A 20,752-nucleotide genomic window follows, 5' to 3' on the forward strand; every position below is an offset into this window, starting at 1 on the left:
GGAGAGCAATTCAAACCCAAATAACAAACATTGTAAATGCATCTTTTATTGAATTATGGGATGAAATGCTCACTAGAGCAATGCTCTAGCAAGCTTATTGACTGATATCTTGAGGCTTCTTAAGCAGCTTGCGCTGCAGAGTTCGCCTGTGCATTCCCAGTTGCCGCGCCGTCGCCGACACATTGCCCTTGTTGGCGGTCAGCACCTGCTGTAGATGTTCCCACTCCACCCGCTTAGGACTCAGGGGCGCCTCATCCACCTCGGGGGAGATCGCCTTGGGCGCCTTATCGTCCAGCACCCTCAGCAGGGTCGCGGTATCCGCCGGCTTGGTCAGATAGTTATCGGCCCCCAGACGCATCGCCTCGACGGCGGTGGCTATGCTGGCATAGCCGGTCAGCAGCACCAGCACGGCCTGGGGTACGGCCCCCTTGAGCGGCGCGATCAGTGCCAGGCCATTGTCCTCGGCCAGCTTCATGTCCAGCAGAATATGGCTGGGTTTAAACTGACGCGCCTTCAGTAGCGCCTGGGTGGCATCGTGGGCCAATTCACACTCAAAACCATGCTTGCCCATGCGCCGTGCCAGGATCCCGGCGAAACTCTGCTCATCTTCGATGATCAATAAGCGCTTCATGCGGCCCCCTGTATCGGCAGGTAGACCTGGGCCACGGCGCCACCATCCACATGACTGCCGAGGATCAAGCGCCCGCCCAGACGCTCCAGGCTCGCATGGCTGAGCAACAGGGCGACCCCCATCCCCTTGGGCTCCTCGATTATCTGATGCCCGAGCTGCTGCACCAAAGACGCCGGAATACCCGAGCCGAAATCGCGCACCCCAAGCACCAGTTCATCCCCCTGACGCAGGGCAGAGAAGCTCACCTTCTGCTCCCCCGTCGCCTCCTGGCTGGCCCTGGCACCATTCTCGATGAGCGCCAGCAAGGCGGGCTGCAGGCTTGCATCGACTCGCAACTGCAGCCTGTCGAGGCCATCATCTGGCTCCAACGACAGTTTCACCGCCGGCATCAGCAGATTGACCTGCTCACTCAAGCCGCTCAGCAGTTGCTCGGCGGATTCCAGCCGCTGCGCCCCCTCGCGGATCGATTCGGTGGCGCTGCGCAGCGCCGTCAGGGTGGACTCGCACACCGCCAGCGCCGATTGCATCTCCTGCAGTGCAGGACTATCGCCCTCCTCCTGCAACTCATCCACCAGCAACCTCATGCTAGCCAGTGGGGTCGCCAGTCGGTGAGCCATCTGCGCCGAGGCGGTACCCAGGGCGATCAGCTTCTCCTGACGCAACTGCGCCTCGCGCATAAAGGCGAGCTGAGCATCCTGGCGCCGCATGCGTTTGGCCAGCAGGGCCACACTCGTGGTCAACACCAGGGAGGAGATAATGAAGTTGACCCACATCCCCAGATAGTGGGACTGCATATCCATGCCGTGATGACTCATGGCGCTCTCTGGCATGGTAAACAGCATCAGGCTGTAGGCCAGGTTCGACAGCAGGGCCAATGACCAGGGCGCCCAGAAGGGCAGCAGCACGGCGGCGATGGCTATCGGCAGCAATAGCAGGGAGATGAAGGCGTTGGTGGCGCCGCCGGAGAAATAGAGCCAAGAGATCCACAGCAGTGTATCGAGCACCAGGGCGATAAACAGCCCAGACTCGCTACTGAGCAGGGGCTTTCTCAACCAGAAGGTGAAGCTTAAATAGAAGGCCTCGAGGATCAGGGTGAGATTCAGCGCCGGGCTGTGAAGCGACAGGCCGAAGGTGTCGGTAAACAGGAAGGTGAGACAGAGTTTTAGCATCAAGGCCATGATGCGTAGCAAGGCCAGTTGGTCGGCGGCCCGGTAGCGGCCATAACTCAGAGTCGTCACATTGCTTTCCTATTTGAGATCAAAGACTAATCCTATCTTCGCCAGGGCATCGCCCGAGCGGGACAGGCTGTATTTTACGCCCTGTTCGAAGTCGATTTCACTCTTTATTGCCAAAGATTTGAGGCGCGCCATACTCAGGCTGCAATCCTTGGGTCGCTTGGCCAGGTCGCTCGGGCTCGACTGAGGCGAGACGTGCTGGCTGCTCAGCCCCAGGATCTCGGCCATCTTAAGCAGCATCTGATACTTGGTCATGCGCTCTTCGCCGGTGAAATGATAGATGCCCGCAACATCGCCCGCCTGTTGCTGACGCGCAACCAACTTAACCAGGGCGTTGGCGATATCCAGTGTCGAGGTGGGGCTGCGCACCGCCCAATCGTCCTGCTGGGTAGGCGCCTGATTGACTAATTGTTTTAGCATCACCAACACCGCCGACTCATCCAGCAACTCGACCCGGCCATAGAGGATGGGCAGGCGCAGCACGGCAAACTCTCTGGACACCCCAAGCAAGGCCAGCTCCCCCTCACGCTTAGTCTCGCCATAGAAATTGAGTGGATGGGTCTGGTCCTCTTCGCCATAATCGGGCGAGGTGCCATCGAACACATAATCTGTGGAGATGTAACAGAGCCAGGCACCATTAGCCTTAGCCGCCAGGGCGAGCTGGCGAGTCGCGGCCAGGTTGAGGGCCTTTGCCGCCTCTGGGTCGCGCTCGGATACATCCGGTCGCCGCTCGGCCGCGCAGTGTAGAATCACCTCGGGTTTGTGGGTCTCGATAAATCGGTTCACCGCCCCCTCGTCGGTCAGATCCAGCCTATGGGTATCGGCTCCCGCGCGCGAATAACCGCAGGCCAGTATAGTCACCGGCTCCTTTGCAAATCGCTCTACTAAAGCGCGCCCCAGCAGGCCGGTGGCGCCGGTTATCATTATATTCAACATTAATGGGATTCTCTGTTAATCGGCTCGCTGCCTGATTGCAGCAAGGGGCAATTTTCGGGTAATACCATGGCGATCGCGCCGGCCTGAAGCTCGAACTCCACATGAAACTCGGCGATGGGCTCGCCGTCGAGATTAATGGGCATAGGCGGATTGGAGCGCCAGCTGGCCTGGGTATCGCGATGATATTTCACATACTCATTGTCGGCCTTGGGCGATTGCAACTCGGCGATCACCTGCGCCAGGGCCTCGATGGGAAACTGATGCAGGGCGACTAAGTCCATCAGACCATCGTTGATATAGGCATCCGGCGCCAGCACCTGGCCACCACCGGCCTGACGACCATTACACACTGCGCCCACCAACAACTGCTGCTGGCTGGCCTCGCCATGTATGGTAAATTCGCCGTCATAGGGTTTGAAGTTAAGCGCCTGCACCAGCCCGGACAGGGTATAGGCGCCGCCACCGAGAAAGTGTTTCAGCGCCAGCGGCGTATTGGCGGTGACCTGGGCGCCGAAACCACCACTGGCAATATTCACCACATACCTGTCGTTGGCGCGGATCACATCCACATCATAGGCAGAAGCTTCGGCCGCCAGCCTCAGCGCCGCCTCCAGATTAGCTGGCACCCGGGCCGCTGTGGCAAAGTCATTGGCGGTACCCAGCGGCAAGATTGCCAGCTCGCAGCGCTTATCCTTATCATGATCCATCAGGGCGCTAACCAGCTCGTTGAGCGTGCCATCACCGCCCGCCGCCACCAAGCGATGACAGCCCTCGGCGATAGCCTCATCAACCAACCGGGCCACATCTCCGGCCTCGAAGGTGACTCGCACCTGAATCTCATGATCGGCGCGCACGCTGGCGATCGCCTGACGCAGCAGCTCGTCACCGGCCTTCTTACCATTGAGTATGATGCGAAGCTTCATGTTTACTCTCCAACTGAATTGCCTTTGACAAGGCGCCAAGCACTCGACCCATGATAGCAGCAAGCCGCGACGGGCTAAACCTGACTTGCAGCCGAACGACAGCATTAAACGAGTTTAATCCAAGGGAATTTGCCGCGCTCGGCGCAACAGGATATCCTCTTAAATTATCAAGGATATCAGGCCCTAGCTCGGAGCTTAACCATGAACAGATTACTCTTACTCGCCATTGCCGGAATACTGCTGCCAGCCTGCAGCCTGCAGGCCTCTCAAGCCAATAGCGAGCCCTCTTCAACAGCGCCCTCTGCAGCGCAAAGCGCACCGCAAACCGAGAGCCAGGCGCCCAACAAGCCAGAGAATCACACGTCGAGCCAGCCCAGCTTCGACTGTGGCAGTGACAAACTCTCCAGCATAGAAGTCCTGGTCTGCCAAGACAGCGAACTTGCCGCGCTGGACCGCCAATTAGCCGAGGTCTACCAGGGCGCCAGCGCCAAGGCCATCAACGAGCAGCCGCCACTCTTGAAAGCCGAACAGAGAGGCTGGATAAAGGGGCGCGACGAATGTTGGAAGAGTGACGACAAACATAGCTGCGCGTTTGACAACTACCGGATGCGTATCGCCGAGCTACAGGCTAGGTATCGCCTCATCGCCCCCAGCGCCGAGGTTAGCTACCAGTGCGACGGCATAGCCGCCAAAGAGGTGGTGGTGAGCTATTTTGCCACCGAACCAGGAACCCTGATCGCCGAGTTCGGCGATAGCGTCTCGCTCATGTACAGCCAGCCCAGTGGCAGCGGTAGTCGCTATCAGGGGCGCAACGAGTCGCTGTGGGAGCACCAAGGTGAGGCGCGCATCACCTGGGGCTATGGCGCCGAGCCGATGATCTGTAAGCTCGCCGACTGATCATGACCCTGCCTCTGCTGCTGACAGGCCCCATGCTGCGTCACTGCGACGCAGACCATTTCACCCTGACGTTGGTGACCAGTGAGCCGCTGTCGCAGTTAACCCTCACCCTGGGTGAGACTCAACACCTGCTTGCTGATGACGCCATCGAGTGCCTAGAGCTAGGTACTCACGCCTTCTTCTACCTCATCTATTTGAGCAAGCCCGGGCTCAACCCTGTCGGCACCAGCATTCCCTATGGCCTTAGCGACAGCCATCACGGCGACCTGCTCGCGCCGCTGGCGCAGCTGACCTATGGCGAGAATCAGGCGCCGAATCTGGTGATCAAGCCAGAGATCGATACCCTGCTGCACGGTTCCTGCCGCAACGCCCATCATCACAGCAGCGATGCCATGGTCGCCGCCGATACCCGACTCGAGAATGGACCAGATGCGGCCGAGCGTCCAGCGCTGATGATGCTGAGTGGCGATCAGATCTATGTCGATGATGTCGCCGGCCCCATGCTTTACGCCATCGGCAGGGTCATAGAGATGTTGGGCCTGTATGAGGAGGAGTTTCAACAGGCGCCGCTCACCCATAGCAAGCAGATAAGCTACCACCCGGCGGCCATGTACCAGAGGCACAAGAAGCTGTTGCCGCGCACCGAATACCCGGCCGGCAGCGCCCTGGTGCGTTGGTATATCAACCACCCCATCTTTACCTCCTCCATCGCCGAGAATCACCTGGTGAGTCTGGCGGAAATCGTCGCCCTCTATCTGCTCTCCTGGTCGCCGGAGCTGTGGCAGCTCATCGATATTCCTAAGGAGGTGACCGGCCTGTCGCCCGCCAATCAGCAGAGATGGCAGAGGGAGTGGGTTCACTTACTCGAGTTTAAGGCGGGGCTGACCAAGGTGAGACGTCTGCTGGCGCATCTGCCGACCTATATGATCTTCGACGACCACGACATCACAGACGACTGGAACCTCACGGCAAAATGGGAACAGGCGGCCTACGGCCATGCTTTTTCTAAACGCATCATAGGTAATGCGCTGATCGGCTATCTGGTGTTTCAGGGGCTGGGCAATCAGAAGGACAAGTTTAGCGCCGCAATTCTGCCTAAGCTCAAACAGTTTCTCGCCGGTCGAGAGGAGGCGCAGCACGATGAGCTGATCGATGCCCTGCTCGGCTTCGACGAGTGGCACTATAGCCTCAATACCTCGCCCAAGTTGGTGGTGCTCGACACCCGCACCCAGAGATGGCGCAGCGAATCCAACCTGGCCAAGCCCTCCGGCCTGATGGACTGGGAGGCCCTGATGGAGTTTCAGCAGCAGTTGGTGGGACAGGAGAAGGTGATTATCGTCTCGGCGGCGCCCATGTTCGGCGTCAAGCTGATCGAGGCGGTGCAGCGCGCGGCCACCTTTATCGGCGCCTCTCTCCTGGTGGACGCCGAAAACTGGATGGCGCATCCAGGCACGGCCAACACCCTGCTGAGCATCTTCCTGCACCGCAAGACGCCGCAGCAGTTCGTTATCCTCTCCGGCGATGTACACTACTCCTTCGCCTACGACATAGGGATCCGCTTTCGCACTCAGGGACCGCAGATCTATCAGATCACCTCGAGCGGCATCAAGAATCAGTTTCCCGAGAAGCTGTTACCCGTGTTCGACAAGTTTAACGGCTGGCTCTATGGCCATTTCTCGCCGCTGAACTGGTTCACCAAACGCAAACGCATGTCGATTCGCGGCCGCCGCCCCAACGGCATGCGCAGTCAGCGGCTGATCAACGCCAGCGGCATAGGCCTGGTCAGCTTCGCCAAAGATGGGGCGCCGTCCAAGATAGCCGTACTCCATGGCGACATGAGCACCACAGAGTTTCTGCCGCCGCGCCAGTCCCGCAAAGGCTAAGTCTCGCAAGGGCTAGGCCCGGTCAGCAACAGATCTAAACAGACAGTTCCGGCAGGCAGATATCCAGCTTTCGACCGGTGACTGGATCAGTGAAGGCGAGACGACGCGCCAGCAGCTTCATCGGCTGGGCAACATCCTCGGCGCTTCTGGGTAATAGAGTCGGATAGAAATTATCGTTAAGGATCGGCATCCCCAGGCTGTTCATGTGCAGGCGCAGCTGATGAGTCTTGCCGGTGATCGGCATCAGCTCGAAACGACCAATCTCTCCCTCGACGCTCACCAGGACGATCTCCGAGTGGCTGTTGGCCTCGCCGTCGACGATGCGCATGGTAAAGCTGGGGCTTCCTTTATCGATGCGATTCTGCACCGTCCAGCGTCTGGGCAGGCTAAGTTTACCGGCGTGATACTCAGCCAGTAGTTCTGGGGAAAGGCGCGCCAAGGCCTGATATTCCTTGGTGATCTGTCCATGGCGAAACAGGCCATGGTAGGCGTCGCGGCTATCACTCTGCTTGACCAGCAGGACTATGCCCGCGGTGGCGCGATCCAGACGATGGGCGGCGATCAGCGTCTCACAGCCGGTGCGCTCCCTTAGCCGATTGATCAAACACTGATTGATCACCTCACCGCCCGGATGCAGGGCCATGAAATGGGGCTTGTTAGCAAGCACTATCTGCTCATCTTGATACAGAATCGACTCGCTAAAGGGAGGCTTCTCCTCATGGGCGACCTCGCGGTAGTAGTACACCTTCTGCTGAGGCCGATAGGCTGTTGTAAGTTCCAGCGGCTGACCATCTTGCCAATGCACCTTGCCCTGGATGAAGCGCTCGCGCCAAACATCTGCGGAAATATTATCGAACCGCTGACAGAAATAGTCGTAAACACTCGCCGGTGGATTTTTGGTTTGAGGTAAGACGATGAAGGAGGCTTGAGCCGCTCGAACCATGACAGAAAGGCCTAAAGATGAAGGAGCGGCCATGGTAACAAAAATTGCGGCCCGGATGAGAGCAAATTATTGCCCGGCGTGGGACTTGATCAGTTCGAGTACAAAATCCATCGTCTTGTGACAATCGGGCTGATTGACCAGCACCTGCTTGTCACGATTATACAGGGGCAGCACCTCGAGCCAGCGCTGGCTGACCCAGGTGGCATCTTCCAAGTGCAGATCCGCATATAGCTCCTGCAGGGCCGGATTGACCAGATAGAACTGCTCTAGTGCTGCACTGATCAGCTCAAATTCGCCCTTGATAGGCTCTTCACGCCAATTGTTACAGCTGAGCGTCCTGGCGATCCAGTTACCGTCGCGCCGCTTAGCCGCCGAGAAGATCTTCACCCTCTGCTTGCCTTCCAACACCAGGCCTAAACAATCGTCTTCGAGCTGATTAAAGTCTATGATCTCGCACTGAGTCGCCAGCGGATAACAGGGGGGATTGGCCTGAGGCCGTGACATGGCAAAGGCCAGGGGGAAGTGCCCTTTGAGCACCTCGGCAATCAGTTTCAAGCTGCTAGGCCCCGCCACTCGTATCTCTATTCTGCCGTCGGGCAAAAGTAGTTCGTCGCGGGTGATCAACGCCATCTCTTGAGTCAACATAGCAACCTCCTCCCCCTTGGTCGGTGATCGCCGTGAGTGTCGATTCAGTGCGACTAAAAATTAACCAAGGAGCAATAATGATAAAGTGTAGCAGTTGTCAAAATTACTGCTCGAAACGCCATTATTGGATCGGCGATGCCATGCCAATCAAAATACCCGGTCCTTCGCTTATTAGACCCAGAAAGATTCCCTTTTGTTGCAGCCACTTCATTAGAAAGTGTTAATGTGACGCATAATATCGCCACTTTTTAATACCTTATCTAAGTCCTCTGCCAGCACCTCACTCATCTGCGCCGCCTGTCGCCAGTAGCGTATCCGCTCCTCAGTATTGAGGCGACTGAAGTCATTTCGGTCCGGCAGTTTGCCATAGGGGAGTTGGCTCAAATACTCCTGGCTGGGGGCCAAGATCAGGGCATTGTCATAGTTATGTTTGGCCCGTCGCCAGGGCAAGGATTTGTCGAACCAGCCGGGCAGGATCTTGCTGTAGAAGTGGGGATACAGGGTCAATCCAGGTGCGTGGGCCAGGGGAAGATCGAAGTGATAATCTGTGATGCCACCATCGTAATAGTGGCCGGCGGGAGCCCCTTCGATGCGCTCAACAGGCGCCAGCACCCAGGGGATAGAGCCGGTCGCCAGCAGAACCTGGGCAATATTCTCTCCGGTCAGGGCCAGGTGACGACCCGGCAGATCCTTTAACTCATTAAAGGGCGAGGCTGCGCCGCCGCTACCAAACAGGTAACGCTCGAAGTGCCATCCTAGGGTGCGACGACTCAGCAGATTAGTGACCGCCGTGGTGGCAAGGCCGGCGCCAAGTGCGGCTCTATGGGACAGACGGTTGAGATGACGGCCACGACAAGCGATGAAATGGCTCTTGATCACAGGATTACTGACGATATCCGCCCCCTGCTGCGCCCCCAATATGCCAGAGACGATACCGGCGACCTTACGCGACACCTCGCTCGCCGTGGGCTTGGTCTCGTAACGCTGGCCAATATATTCCCGCTCCAACCGCTCGTAGGCCGCCAGGGGATCCTGCTGTGCCAAACAGGCCAGACGCCAGGCGCCGGATGAGGCTCCCAGGGTGTAGAGAGGCGTCTGTCTCGCCTTGAAGAAGGTGCCAAACAGATACTTATCCAGCGCGGCTATGCCAAGCCACTTTGGTCCACCCGATGCTGCCAACACCTGGGTGAAGAGCTCGGGTTTAAGTCCCTGCTCGGCGATCTGTTTGTAGGCTGTCGGCCCGGCGAGAAAACGTAACTTAAGCACCTAACTCGGCTCCCTGAATTTATCTGTGTGCGTGGCTTAGGCCATTCTATAAGAATTGCACTAAACTTGTCAGCGCGATTAAAATAGGCCGGTGGCAGGAGGTCACTGAGGATTAAAATGGACGACACGGTAACAATTAAGCCCTATCAAACGCTCGCCTGCGTCATCATCACGCTGACGGCCAGCCTGTTTATCTTAAAGCTGCTTTTCCTGAGCGCCTTCGATGACCAATGGTGCCTTTTCATGGGCTACTGCCTGGCCATGCTCATCTGGGCTGGCGCATTACTGAAACAAGAGATCGTTTTTACCCCGCGGGCGATCGCCTTTATCAATATCCCCCTCATAGGCAGGGCTAGCCTTGGCAAGGAGTCCCAGATCGCCTATAGAGATATTACTGGCTGCCACCTAATGCTCGCCGGATTGGAGATAGTGACAGACACAGAGGCCATCAGGGTTAACCTCAGGCTCAACGACAGGCTCATCTCCTGCCTCAGCGATAGTTTCGAGCGCCACGGCCTGCAAGCGACCCGAGAGGCTGAGCAGAAAAACCTAGCCTGAATTCACCCCACTCTCGGAAGGAGTCAACTTGCCACAGACTCACATCAGACGAACGACCAAGGGCCTGCTGATGCTCTGCCTCTTGCTCTGTCTCTTGCTCTGGCTGCCTGGCTGTCAGCGCGTCAAGGATGTGGATTATCTGTGGCAGGACTACGGCCAGCGACTAACCCATGTGATCGACCAGCCCTACTCCCCCCCGGATTTTAAGCCCATGCAGCTCGGCAAGGCCGACAGACAGGAACAGGCCTCGATCACCATCTCGATTCTCGACACCCTATCTTTGGGCCATTGCCCCCTGGGCCGCCTCATCGCCGACCACAACAGCACCCTGGGCAAGGTGGCACCACCCAGCCAGCAACTCATCTACCAGATAAGCTTTATTCAGCTGGCCCCCGCCTGCATCGACACCTTGGATGAGGGGAAGCTCAAGACCAAGCTGACACAGGCACTCCAGCAGAAACAAGCTGATGCGATGGCCTACTTTAATCGGGTGCTCACCGGAGACAAGAGCATCACCAAGAGCCTGTTTATCGGCTACGACTCCTTGGTACTCGATGAGATGCGCGCCGGTCGCTTCGAGCTCGAATCATCCATCGGCCAGCTGCTGAGCATCAAAGGTCACATCAAGCAGCGCCAGTGGCAGCTGATAGACACGGCCCAGATAGAGCCCGCCCTCGCCCTTATGGCCCACCAAACTTTGCTGCAGAGATACCTGAGATCCCTCGCCTACAGTCAGGCACAACTTGTTGCCCTCAACGACTATCTGCAGCAACACAGCGCATCGGTCACCTGTCGCCCCTATCATGCCAACCGCAAACAGGAGATACTGCAGAATGTGTTTCATAAATACTATCTGGCCCAGACTCAGGCCTATCTGTCACAGCTCAATCAGCTGCATTATCGCCTGAGCGAGCCGCTACTCGCCCTCTTTGCCGGCAGCAGCCATCAGGCCTTCATCGAGCACTATTTCGGCGAGCTACCAGGGGCCCTGCCGGAGCAGCTAAAATCCCAGATGCGCAGACACGTCAAGTGGTGGCAGGCCTTCAGGGAGAGTTGCAATATTGCCCCGCCTAGCTCCTCCACCTAACCGCTAGATAAGCTGCTACACCCCAGGCTATCTTGCCAGCCAAAAAGCCTGCTACACTATCGGCTCTTTACAAGCCTGAGCCTCCAATCATGATCTTAGACACCTTAGAAAACCTGGCACACTACACCCACCTGGGACCGCGTATTGCCAAGGCACTGCAACACCTCAAAGAGACAGATTTCACCCAGCTACCGGTGGGCAACTACGAGCTGGACGGCAAAGATATCTTTGTCATCGTCAACGACTATGAGACCAAGCCCAGAGAGGTCGAGCCCTTCGAGGTGCATCGCAAATATATCGACGTTCAGTATGTGGTGAGCGGCGAAGAGGAGTTTGGCTATCTGCCCCTGGCGGATCAGACCCCATCCAAGCCCTACTACGACAAACACGACTACGCCGAGTATGACTATGAGTCGAACAAGGCGCGCGCCGCCTTTATTCCCTTCAAGGCCGGGATGTTTGCCCTCTTCTTCCCCCAGGACATGCATATGCCGGGCGTATCGGCGACGCCGCAGAAGGTGCGCAAGGTGGTCATCAAGGTGAAAATTTAGAGTCTGTTGGCTCTTACTGTTTGTTAACGCCCGCGCCTGTCGCGGGCGTTTTGCCTTCTCGCACTCACACCTCATACCCATCTGATACAAAATGTTACCCGGGCTTATCCTCACCCGCCATAGCCGATACCGACGCTCGGCCCCACCCACATAGCTCTGGCGCCGCTTCTCTTATACGGCTCTCTCCGAATTCTCATACCTAGCACTCGCTCAAACCCCACTAAAAAATGCCTGTTTGGCACCAAAAACATGATCTTGATCAATACTCACAAGCTGCTAATATAGCCACATCGAATTACATATACCATTTTGTTATATGGGAATTTTTTCTAATAATAAAAACAGCAAGAAGCGAGTATCCCATGCACCACACATCCCCGCTTAGCCAGATCTATCTAGACGCCAACGCGACCACTCCGGTACTGCCTCAGGCCGCCAAGGCAGCCCTAGGCGCCATGGAAGATCTTTTCGGTAACCCCTCGAGCAGCCATATCACGGGCCTGAAAGCCAAGAGCCTGATGGAGCAGACCCGCCTGCGCGCCAAGCAGATCCTGGGAAGCGGCCAGGGCAATATCATCTTTACCAGCGGCGCCACCGAAGGCATACAGACCGCCATTCTCTCCGCCCTCATCAAGGCCAAGGCCAGCCTGGATCCCAACAAGCAGTACAGCCTACTCTATGGCGCGACCGAACATAAGGCGGTGCCCAACTCATTGGCCCACTGGAATCAACTGTTAGAGATAGGCGCCGAGCTCAAGGCGATTCCCGTCGACGACAAGGGCGCACTGGATCTCGACTTCATCGCCGCAGAGGTGCCCAACGCCCTGATGATCTGCACCATGGCGGTCAATAACGAAACCGGCGTCTATCAAGATCTTAAGGCACTCGATACCTGCATTCGTAAGCACAATCCTGAAGTATTCTGGATGGTGGATTGCGTCCAGGCCCTGGGTAAACGCCCATTGGCCCTGGCGCAGACCAGCATAGACTATGCGCCATTCAGCGGTCACAAGCTGTATGCCCCCAAGGGGATCGGCTTCGTCTATATCCGTGATGGTGCCCCCTTCACCCCCTTCATCGCTGGCGGTGGCCAGGAGGGCGGACTGCGCTCGGGTACAGAAAACCTGCCGGGCATGGCCGCCCTGAATCAGGTGTTCGCCATGCTGCTGGCCGAACAAGATAGCGCCTTCCATAGCCTGTCGACCCTTGTCGATTACCGTGAGCAGCTGGCCAAGGCATTGAAGCGCGCCTTCCCGACCCTGGTGTTTAACCACAGCTTCGACAACAGCGTGCCCACTACCCTAAACTTTGCCGTGCCCGGCTTTAGCAGCAAGGAGATCATGGATCTCTTCGACGCCGCCAATATCCGTGTCAGCTCAGGCTCGGCCTGTAGCTCTAAGGTTACCCGCAGCTTCGTGCTCGATGCCATGGGCCTCCCGGCCTGGCAGAGCGAGTCGGCCATTCGTCTCTCCTTCGGTCCGGCCATGACCCAGTCTGAGGTGGATCTAGCCTGCGAGCGCATTCAATCTGCCGCCAACGCCCTAGGCAACAGCTGTCTCACCCTGAGCAGTGGTGAGGCATCAGCAGATAAGCAGCCGCTGAACGGCCTGGTACAGCTAAAGTCTGGCTCCAGCTGCAGCTGGATCTATGCCGACCAGGAGAGTAAACAGGCGGTGGTTATCGATCCCCTGCCGGAGCTCGATCAGCGTATCGACACCCTGTTGCAGTGCCAGCAGCTCGAGCCTATCGCCTTCATCGACACCCATGGTCACGCCGATCATGTCTCGGGCCGCGTGGCATTAGCCGCCCGTTATCTGCCACAGCAGACCAGCGATCATCTGGGCTGGCCTGAGGATCACCAGATCACCGAGATAGGCGCCAGACCGGCGCAGGCAATCTCCCTAGGTCAGTACTCTCTGGTGAAGCTGGCTACTCCGGGCCACACTAATGACAGCATCAGCCTGCTGCTATGCTCGCCCCAAGGCGAGGTGATCTACGGCTTCTGTGGCGACCTCGTCTTGATGGGCAGCCTGGGCCGCACCAACTTCGACAGCAGCTGCGCCAAACAGATGTACAACAGCCTCAAGCTGCTGCACAGCCTGATTGGTGACGATACCCTGCTCTGCCCGAGCCATGACTACAACAACGAGTTCACCACCAGCTTCGCCGCCGAGTTCAGGGGCAATCCGCTGCTGAACGAGGTGATCAACGGCACCATCTCTATGGCGCAGTTCGAGCAGCAAAAAGCGAGACTGGATACCCATCTCAAGGATGAAGCCGGCAGCGAGATCATCTGCGGCGCCTATACCGGTGGTTGCAGCAAAGCCAAGGTGAAAGAGTACGATAGCCAGTCGCTGCAGCAGCAGGTGGGGCAGTCGCCGCAGCTTAAGTTACTGGATATTCGCGAGCCCCACGAATACGCCCTGCAACACGAACTGGGCACCCTGGGAGGGCAGACGATCAACGTGCCTATGACCAGGCTGGTGCAGTTCGTGCAGGAACATAAGCAGGAGAGTGATGCCGAATGGGTGCTGGTCTGTCGTAGCGGCAGCCGCTCACTGGTGGCGGCCCAGGCGCTGCACAGACTCGGCTTTAACAAGATAGCCCACCTCAAAGGCGGCTACGCGCTGAGCGACAGTTAAGGTTTGCTATTTCCCCTCAGCAGACCGACACAAAAAAACCGCATCAAGTGATGCGGTTTTTTATCGGCGCACACTAGCGCACTAGAAGTAGTAGCCAAAGTTGATGTTAAAGCGCTTATTTGTACCGCCATCGCCCACCATGGAACCACCAATGAAGGGCTGGTTCTCGGCCACCACGAAGTCGAAATAGGTATAGAGGCCACCTGCGGTGACCGCCACTCCGGTCACATTCATGAAGGTATCTTTCTGCCCACCAGGCTTGTCGGTAACCAAGGAGTAGTCGTTATAGAAGGTCAGGTTTGACACAGGCCCCCAGGCCACCGGCAGGCTATAGGCTAAGTCGGCCACATAACTGGTCGCCTCGGCTGGGATCGAGTCATAAAAGGCATAGGCGGCTACCACCATGCGCTCCACATCCATGCCATCGACATCATATTTGTAGTCGGTGAGCTGCAACTTGAGGTTCCAGCGATCGTAGTTGACCACGCCGTGCAGCGCCGCCGCGACCTGGTCGCCATCTGTGCCGTTCTCGATCTCAAGCTGACCCAACTGGCCCGACACGCCTAGCTCAAGCTTAACCTCATCGAACACGAAATTATGACTGTAGCGGGCGTTGAAGGTGTTCTTCTCACCGGCGGCATAGCCCGCCGTTGGCGCATCGTAGATCCCCTCGCCCGGCAGACGAACGCCCACTACGTCATAGGCATATCTGTGGGTGCGGTCCGACACATAACCGTCGAGGCCACCCTGCTCATCATTCTTGTAGAAGGCCAGGTCCAGTCGGTTGCTGTCGCTTTTATAGGTGTAATTCAGACCCAGGTCATAATCATCTTCCAGGCCGAGATAGAAGTTAGAGCTGAAGAAGTAGTTGTTGGAGGCGTAGGTCAGGATACCGAAAGGCACCTGAGTCACCCCTATCTTACCCTGCTGCTCATCGTCGAAGTTGTAACCCACCCAGGCGTGATGGATCACATTCATATACTCGAACCAACGGTACTGGGCAGAGAAGATAACGTCATCCAGATTACCGTTCACATCGATACGGAAGAGATCGAAGTCGAAATCGCCACCGCGATCGGCGTTGGCATCGGAATAGTCTTCATAGGAATACTGGAAACGGGCCGCGCCACCAAACTTGATCGACTTGTCCATCTCCTTTGCTTCGGGTGCCTGCTCCTTTTCGGCCTCCAGCTGCTCGATGCGTGCCTTGAGCGCCTTAAGCTCCTCGTCTACCGTGGTGGCACCTGCGTTAGCGCTCAGCGCCAGCACAATACAACTGGCCGCAAGGGTATAGCGAATCATCATTCATCCTCTTTGATTTATTTAGTTTTCTGCTTTCAAGCTGCCATCTGCCCCATGGATAGTGAGGGACATGTCCGCCACTGCGCCTTACCCCATCAAGACGGAGCTCCATTAAGACTAAGCCCCATCAAGACTAGCCCCATTAAGATTGAGCTCCATCAAGGCTTAGCAACTCCGGAAAGCCCCAATAAAGACTTAGTCATAATCATTCCAGCTCAAACAATAAAAATGACTGTCGGCGCCATCAGAACCAACATATTGATCTGACCAAAATCCGACAACACAGGGCACAAGTGAAAGCTTATAGGCAAAAATGTAACACGAATAGCCCATAAATTACATATTGACCAAAACCATGAAACTCTTAATCATCGAGATGAAATCCAGAAAACTAATAACAACTCAAACCAAACAAGGAATAAGCGCTCGAAATAATGACTAGTTTAAAAGTTATTTTAAACGGCAGAATTGCCCAAAGAGAGGGCTCAGAGAAACGAGTGACAAAACGTCAAATAAACTAGAGAAGAGAGATACAGCTGCGACATTCGATAACCCTCAAGCCTAGCTATAGCAACGGACAGCTTGTCGTCGATAGCGACTAGATTTCTTTAGGAAATTTGTGAATGCCTGACCGAGAAATAGAGTGAACTGAAGCGGATTCTCTGTCGACAGAGACTAGGGGAAACTGCTGTGAACCTTGAACCTATGCGGCATAAAACGTGCGCTGACAGCAGCACAGCTTCTGTCAGCTTCAGATAAAATCGAAGTGAAAAACTTTAGCGCCTTACGACTCTTCTGGCAGGCCGACATGCATATGCCCGCTCTTATAATCTATGGTTAACACGAAATGTTTAAGCACGTCGTAACCCACTAGACCTTTAATATTCTTGCCTCTGATGTGAGAGAAGCTGGTACTCGCCTGACCAGATATTTGCTCAACCTCTCCCTCACCGGGTACGCTTACCATTACATTTTCCAGCGTGAAGGGGCCAAACTCCACCTCGGGCATGCGAAAGTTGTCTGTACTCGCCATGCCATTCACCCCAACACCCATACCGGATTCCTTGCCAAACTTGTCTAACCAATCATTTTCCGTGGCCATCAGTCGCTTTAGAAACAAGCCGCCGCTGTTGCCAGTGTCTAAGATAAGCCAGGCTTTCTTCTCACCATTCAGGCCGACCTGCACAACGGGCTGACCCGTACCGCGATCCATCTCCATGCGAATATTTTCCAGCTTGGCCAGATCCACCGAGTCTCGATCAAATAATCTCATCCTCTGGTTAGGGTAATCGATTTGAAAGATAAATTTCTCAAGCAGTCCGGCCCCGAGTAGCAGCTGTACCTCATGATGACCGATCCTCAGGCCCGCCAGCTGATCGAGCTTGATATCGGCGCCAAACAAGTTGGCCTTAACATTGTTAAACAGCTGACGCGTCTCGGTGCCGTAAACCCCTTTGATATTGATTTTGCCCCCCTTGGCAAACTCAAAACCATGGCGATTGATAAAACTCAAATTGATGGCATTGACCTGGGAGCCACTATCTAAGATGGCGCGTCCCTCTATGCCATTAATGGTCACGGGAAGGTTTATGTGGCCGTCGATAATCTTGAAATCGACCCAGTTAGTGACCGCAAGAGACGGGAAAGCGCTCAATAGAGCAAGTAGAGGGAGCAATAATTTACGGGTGATGGCAAACATCTATCATCCTTAATTTGACGAGAATTCCTTGGCGGTCAATCTAAAGTGGGAGTCCAAAATTGTCAATAAAATGTAACAAAACCTCTGCTACAGGAGGTAGGAGATAATAGGAAAAAGCGCGGCGTCCTGCCGCGCGTGCTTACTAAAGGGCACTCCCCTTTGTAGCCTCTCCCTACAGGTTAGGAATAGGGAGAAACAGAAAAGGAGACTTCTTGTGCCCTAGAGCGTCACCAAGGAGACGCAACTGCGATGGCAAACTGAAAACACCGCTGCCTCCGGCCGTCCCTGGCCCCATCGAACCACTTGGTCTTGGTGCAACAAACTAATCTAAGGCTTCCAACTCCTTGTCCCCCTTAAGCACTTTGGTCTCGTAGAGCCAGCGATACAGGGTCGGCAACACCAACAGCGTCAGCGCGGTAGAGCTAAACAGGCCGCCTATGATCACCACCGCCAGCGGCTTTTGGATCTCGCTGCCCACACCGCTAGACAGGAGTATTGGGATCAGCCCCAGCGCCGAGGTCAGCGCCGTCATCAGCACAGGGCGCAGGCGTCCCACAGTGCCTTCATACACGCTGATGTAGAGAGCTTCTCCCGAGGCGCGCCTCTGGTTGATCGAGTCCACCAGCACCACGCCGTTGAGCACCGCCACACCAAACAGGGTGATAAAGCCGATAGAGCTAGGCACCGACAGATAGGTGCCGCTGATATAGAGGGCCACCACGCCGCCAATCAGCGCCAGCGGCACGTTGGCCATGATCAGGCCCACCTGCTTGATGGAGCCGAAAGAGAAGTAGAGCAGCAGGGCGATCAGGGCGATGGAGATGGGCACCACCAACATCAGCTTCTGCTGAGCCCGCTGCTGGTTCTCATACTGACCGCCGACCACGACCGTATAACCCGGTGGCAGATCCGCCTGAGGCACTATGGCGTAGATATCCTTGACCACAGAGCCCATGTCGCGTCCCGACACGTTGGCCTGCACCACCACCCGGCGCTGCACATCGTCACGGCGAATATTGGGCGGCGCCATCTCGACCACCACATCGGCCACCTCGCCCAGGCGCACGGTCGCACCATTTACGCCGCTGAGCAGGAGATCTTCCAGCGCATCGGGCGCGCTGCGATATTGGCTGGCCAGACGCACATTGATGTCGTATCTGGCGTTGCCGTCGATCACCTGCCCGGCGCTGACCCCGCCTATTCCCTGACTCACCAGGCTCATCACCTCATCGACGCTGATGCCATAGCGAGCCAGCAGATCGCGCTTGGGACGCACCACCAGCTGGGCCTCGCCAGACACCTGCTCCAGGGAGACGTCCACCGCCCCCTCGATACTCGACACCAGCTCACTAAGTTCCTGCCCCTTGCTGGAGAGCACCTCGAGATCCGGGCCAAACAGCTTGATCGCCAGCTGGGCTTTCACCCCTGAAAGCAACTCATCGACACGGGTGGCGATGGGCTGGGAGAAGGTAAACAGCAGGCCGGGGAAGACGCTCAGCTTCTCTTCCATCTTGCGCTGCAGCTCAAGACGGGTCTCGGCGTGTTCCCATTGCTCGATCGGCTTGAGGCCGATATAGATCTCTATGTTGCTTACAGGCTCAGGATCGCCGCCCAGTTCCGGGGCGCCGATACGGCTCAGGGCGTAATCGACCTCGGGAAAGGTCATCAACATGGCCTCGAGCTTGGGCGCCACATCCAATGAGGTGCTCAGGCTGGCCGTTGGGGCCAGGGTCACCCTCAGGTTGATGGTGCCCTCCTCGAGCTCGGGCACAAACTCGGTACCTAGCCTCGGCAGTAGCGCCATGCTGATGCCGAACAGGGTCACAGCCGTCAGCAGCACCAACTTGGGCCTGCCCATGGTGGCACTAAGCAGGTGACGATACAGGGCCTCAACCGGCTTGAGAACCGGGCTCTCCCTCAGGGTCACGCCGCGCTTGAACAGATAGACAGCTAAAGCTGGCACGCCGATCAGGGCGACAAACAGCGCCGCCACCATGGCCAGAATGATGCTCACCGCCATGGGCTGGAACAGCTTGCCCTCTACCCCTTCCAGGGCAAACAGCGGCGCAAACACCACTATGATGATGGCGGTGGCGAAGAAGATGGGGCTACACACCTCCTTGGCGGCCAGCATCACCCTCAGGGCGATGCCGCTGCGCTCTCCTTCTCCCAGGCCATCTTCCTCGCCGTGGTAGGGGTCAGACTCACCCGAGGCGCGTGCCTTGGCCTGATCGAAATGCCGTCTGTCCGGCTGGGTCAGATGCTTGAAGATGTTCTCCACCATCACCACAGAGCCATCCACCAGCATGCCGATAGCCACCGCCAGCCCGCCGAGGGACATCAGATTAGCCGACATGCCAAAGTAGGCCATCACCATCAAGGCCAGGCCGATGGAGACGGGAATAGAGAGCAGCACCAACAAAGTCGCGCGCAGATTCACCAGGAAGAGCGCCAGGATCACCACGATGAACAGGAAGGCCATCAAGAGGGCATCGCGCACCGTCTCTACCGCCTTGTTCACCAGATCCGCCTGATCGTAGAACACCTCGAAGGAGACGCCCTTGGGCAGGGCCTGTTCTATCATGGCGGTGCGAGCCGAGATATCGTCAATGGTCGCCTTGGTGTTAGCCCCCATACGCTTAAGCACCACGCCGGCGACCACTTCGCCCAGCGCCTTTGGCGTGCCGCTATCGTCGCGGCGGGTCATGGTGACCGCGCCAACACGGATCTCGGCGCCAAAGTCTACCTTGGCGATGTCGGCCACCCGCACCGGCGTGCCGCTCACCTCTGTGAGTGGGATCTGGGCGATCGCCGCCAGGCCAGCCTCACCCGCAGGCAGCAAGCCGTAGCCGCGAACCACCAGCTGCTCCTGTCCCTGGTCCATAAACCAGCCACCTGCGTTGCGGTTGTTGCTCTCCAGCGCCTGGGTCACCTGGGCCATGGAGAGGCCATAGCTGCGCAGCTTGTTGGGCTCTATCTGCACCTGATATTGACGCACCTCGCCCCCGAAGGAGAGCACGTCGGTCACGCCCCCCACCGGCATCATGATGAGTTTCACCAGATAGTCGTTAAGGCTCCTTAGCTCGGCGGCATCTATACCGGACTCAGGCGTGGCCCGCAAAATGTATTGATAGATCTGTCCCAAGCCTGAGGTGTTGGGGCCTATCTCGGGCACCCCCACCCCGTCAGGGATCATCTCCCTGGCGGCCTGCAGCTGCTCAAACACCTGCTGACGGGCAAAGTAGATATCTGTGCCCTCGGCAAACACCACTGTGACTATGGAGAGACCGGTGCGTGACAAGGAGCGCACCTCGGTCACCGACGGCAAAGCATACATGGCCGATTCCACCGGATAGCTGATCAGCTTTTCCACCTCCTCGGCCGCCAGCCCCTCGGCGGCGGTGTTGACCGTCACCTGTACATTGGTGACATCGGGAAAGGCATCAAGATTGAGCTTAGGTAACATGGCGACGCTGGCTACCACACCACACAGCAGCGCCAGGGCCACCAGAAGCCGATTGCGTATCGCGCTATCGATAAGTTTCTGAAGCATA

General features: G+C 56.9%; 16 protein-coding genes. 6 read left to right on the forward strand and 10 right to left on the reverse strand.

Annotated elements, in window-relative coordinates:
* Positions 1–94: 94 nt before the first annotated feature.
* The 4 genes from K0I31_RS17280 to yegS form a co-directional block, all read right to left on the reverse strand.
* Entirely contained in the window at positions 95–631 is a 537-nt protein-coding gene (locus K0I31_RS17280; RefSeq protein WP_220079175.1) for a response regulator transcription factor, read from the reverse strand.
* Positions 628–1,809 carry a sensor histidine kinase gene (locus K0I31_RS17285; RefSeq protein ID WP_258406663.1) on the reverse strand — a complete coding sequence of 394 codons (1,182 nt, stop codon included), beginning with the start codon at positions 1,807–1,809 and terminating at the stop codon, positions 628–630. Before K0I31_RS17285 ends, K0I31_RS17280 begins: the two co-directional genes overlap by 4 nt.
* Positions 1,810–1,878: 69 nt before the next feature.
* Positions 1,879–2,802 (reverse strand): dTDP-4-dehydrorhamnose reductase family protein, encoded by a 924-nt coding sequence (locus tag K0I31_RS17290; protein ID WP_220079177.1) that lies wholly within the window; start codon positions 2,800–2,802, stop codon positions 1,879–1,881.
* Complete coding sequence (yegS, locus tag K0I31_RS17295) at positions 2,802–3,725, reverse strand: lipid kinase YegS (protein ID WP_220079178.1); 924 nt, start codon at positions 3,723–3,725, stop codon at positions 2,802–2,804. The genes K0I31_RS17290 and yegS overlap by 1 nt, the downstream gene beginning before the upstream one ends.
* Before the next feature lie 201 nt (positions 3,726–3,926).
* Between yegS and K0I31_RS17300 the strand changes: the two genes are divergently transcribed.
* Together K0I31_RS17300 and K0I31_RS17305 are read left to right on the forward strand one after the other, a co-directional pair.
* Complete coding sequence (locus K0I31_RS17300; RefSeq protein WP_220079179.1) at positions 3,927–4,622, forward strand: MliC family protein; 696 nt, start codon at positions 3,927–3,929, stop codon at positions 4,620–4,622.
* Between the two features lie 32 nt (positions 4,623–4,654).
* Complete coding sequence (locus K0I31_RS17305; RefSeq protein WP_220080890.1) at positions 4,655–6,505, forward strand: alkaline phosphatase D family protein; 1,851 nt, start codon at positions 4,655–4,657, stop codon at positions 6,503–6,505.
* Between the two features lie 34 nt (positions 6,506–6,539).
* Here the strand turns inward: K0I31_RS17305 and K0I31_RS17310 are convergent, their stop codons facing one another.
* From K0I31_RS17310 to K0I31_RS17320, 3 genes are all read right to left on the reverse strand, one after another.
* Entirely contained in the window at positions 6,540–7,448 is a 909-nt protein-coding gene (locus K0I31_RS17310; protein ID WP_258406528.1) for a pseudouridine synthase, read from the reverse strand.
* A 66-nt stretch (positions 7,449–7,514) separates the two neighbouring features.
* Entirely contained in the window at positions 7,515–8,093 is a 579-nt protein-coding gene (locus tag K0I31_RS17315) for an LON peptidase substrate-binding domain-containing protein (protein ID WP_011867145.1), read from the reverse strand.
* A gap of 210 nt (positions 8,094–8,303) precedes the next feature.
* Positions 8,304–9,359: an alpha/beta hydrolase gene (locus K0I31_RS17320; protein WP_220079181.1), complete on the reverse strand. Its 1,056-nt coding sequence runs from the start codon at positions 9,357–9,359 to the stop codon at positions 8,304–8,306.
* A 117-nt stretch (positions 9,360–9,476) separates the two neighbouring features.
* Here K0I31_RS17320 and K0I31_RS17325 point away from each other — a divergent pair, with 117 nt between their 5' ends.
* From K0I31_RS17325 to K0I31_RS17340, 4 genes are all read left to right on the forward strand, one after another.
* On the forward strand, positions 9,477–9,917 hold the full coding sequence (locus tag K0I31_RS17325) for a hypothetical protein (protein ID WP_220079182.1): 441 nt from the start codon (positions 9,477–9,479) through the stop codon (positions 9,915–9,917).
* A 28-nt stretch (positions 9,918–9,945) separates the two neighbouring features.
* Positions 9,946–11,004: a DUF3080 family protein gene (locus K0I31_RS17330; RefSeq protein ID WP_220079183.1), complete on the forward strand. Its 1,059-nt coding sequence runs from the start codon at positions 9,946–9,948 to the stop codon at positions 11,002–11,004.
* Between the two features lie 89 nt (positions 11,005–11,093).
* On the forward strand, positions 11,094–11,555 hold the full coding sequence (locus tag K0I31_RS17335; protein ID WP_220079184.1) for a NanQ anomerase/TabA/YiaL family protein: 462 nt from the start codon (positions 11,094–11,096) through the stop codon (positions 11,553–11,555).
* A 362-nt stretch (positions 11,556–11,917) separates the two neighbouring features.
* Positions 11,918–14,197 (forward strand): aminotransferase class V-fold PLP-dependent enzyme, encoded by a 2,280-nt coding sequence (locus K0I31_RS17340; protein ID WP_220079185.1) that lies wholly within the window; start codon positions 11,918–11,920, stop codon positions 14,195–14,197.
* Between the two features lie 81 nt (positions 14,198–14,278).
* Here the strand turns inward: K0I31_RS17340 and K0I31_RS17345 are convergent, their stop codons facing one another.
* The 3 genes from K0I31_RS17345 to K0I31_RS17355 all read right to left on the reverse strand — a co-directional run bounded on the left by K0I31_RS17345 (position 14,279) and on the right by K0I31_RS17355 (position 20,751).
* The gene (locus K0I31_RS17345) at positions 14,279–15,499 is read right to left on the reverse strand and encodes an OprO/OprP family phosphate-selective porin (RefSeq protein ID WP_220080891.1); all 1,221 of its coding nucleotides are present in this window, start codon (positions 15,497–15,499) and stop codon (positions 14,279–14,281) included.
* Between the two features lie 784 nt (positions 15,500–16,283).
* Positions 16,284–17,198, reverse strand: coding sequence for a pepsin/retropepsin-like aspartic protease family protein (locus K0I31_RS17350; protein ID WP_220079186.1), 915 nt, complete (start codon positions 17,196–17,198; stop codon positions 16,284–16,286).
* 322 nt (positions 17,199–17,520) lie between these two features.
* Positions 17,521–20,751, reverse strand: a complete 3,231-nt coding sequence (locus K0I31_RS17355; RefSeq protein ID WP_220079187.1) for an efflux RND transporter permease subunit — start codon at positions 20,749–20,751, stop codon at positions 17,521–17,523.
* Position 20,752: the final 1 nt, after the last annotated feature.

Origin of the sequence: Shewanella spartinae (genome assembly GCF_019457555.1) — a bacterium.
Lineage (GTDB): Bacteria > Pseudomonadota > Gammaproteobacteria > Enterobacterales > Shewanellaceae > Shewanella > Shewanella loihica.

What these genes read in the sequence shown, in the direction of transcription:
- K0I31_RS17310 (WP_258406528.1), bottom strand. Translation starts at nt 7,448, where the DNA reads ATGGTTCGAGCGGCTCAAGCCTCCTTCATCGTCTTACCTCAAACCAAA.
- K0I31_RS17355 (WP_220079187.1), bottom strand. Translation starts at nt 20,751, where the DNA reads ATGCTTCAGAAACTTATCGATAGCGCGATACGCAATCGGCTTCTGGTG.
- K0I31_RS17340 (WP_220079185.1), top strand. Translation starts at nt 11,918, where the DNA reads ATGCACCACACATCCCCGCTTAGCCAGATCTATCTAGACGCCAACGCG.
- K0I31_RS17335 (WP_220079184.1), top strand. Translation starts at nt 11,094, where the DNA reads ATGATCTTAGACACCTTAGAAAACCTGGCACACTACACCCACCTGGGA.
- K0I31_RS17285 (WP_258406663.1), bottom strand. Translation starts at nt 1,809, where the DNA reads ATGGCCTTGATGCTAAAACTCTGTCTCACCTTCCTGTTTACCGACACC.
- K0I31_RS17315 (WP_011867145.1), bottom strand. Translation starts at nt 8,093, where the DNA reads ATGTTGACTCAAGAGATGGCGTTGATCACCCGCGACGAACTACTTTTG.
- K0I31_RS17350 (WP_220079186.1), bottom strand. Translation starts at nt 17,198, where the DNA reads ATGTTTGCCATCACCCGTAAATTATTGCTCCCTCTACTTGCTCTATTG.
- K0I31_RS17305 (WP_220080890.1), top strand. Translation starts at nt 4,655, where the DNA reads ATGCTGCGTCACTGCGACGCAGACCATTTCACCCTGACGTTGGTGACC.
- K0I31_RS17300 (WP_220079179.1), top strand. Translation starts at nt 3,927, where the DNA reads ATGAACAGATTACTCTTACTCGCCATTGCCGGAATACTGCTGCCAGCC.
- K0I31_RS17280 (WP_220079175.1), bottom strand. Translation starts at nt 631, where the DNA reads ATGAAGCGCTTATTGATCATCGAAGATGAGCAGAGTTTCGCCGGGATC.
- K0I31_RS17290 (WP_220079177.1), bottom strand. Translation starts at nt 2,802, where the DNA reads ATGTTGAATATAATGATAACCGGCGCCACCGGCCTGCTGGGGCGCGCT.
- K0I31_RS17325 (WP_220079182.1), top strand. Translation starts at nt 9,477, where the DNA reads ATGGACGACACGGTAACAATTAAGCCCTATCAAACGCTCGCCTGCGTC.
- yegS (WP_220079178.1), bottom strand. Translation starts at nt 3,725, where the DNA reads ATGAAGCTTCGCATCATACTCAATGGTAAGAAGGCCGGTGACGAGCTG.
- K0I31_RS17345 (WP_220080891.1), bottom strand. Translation starts at nt 15,499, where the DNA reads ATGATTCGCTATACCCTTGCGGCCAGTTGTATTGTGCTGGCGCTGAGC.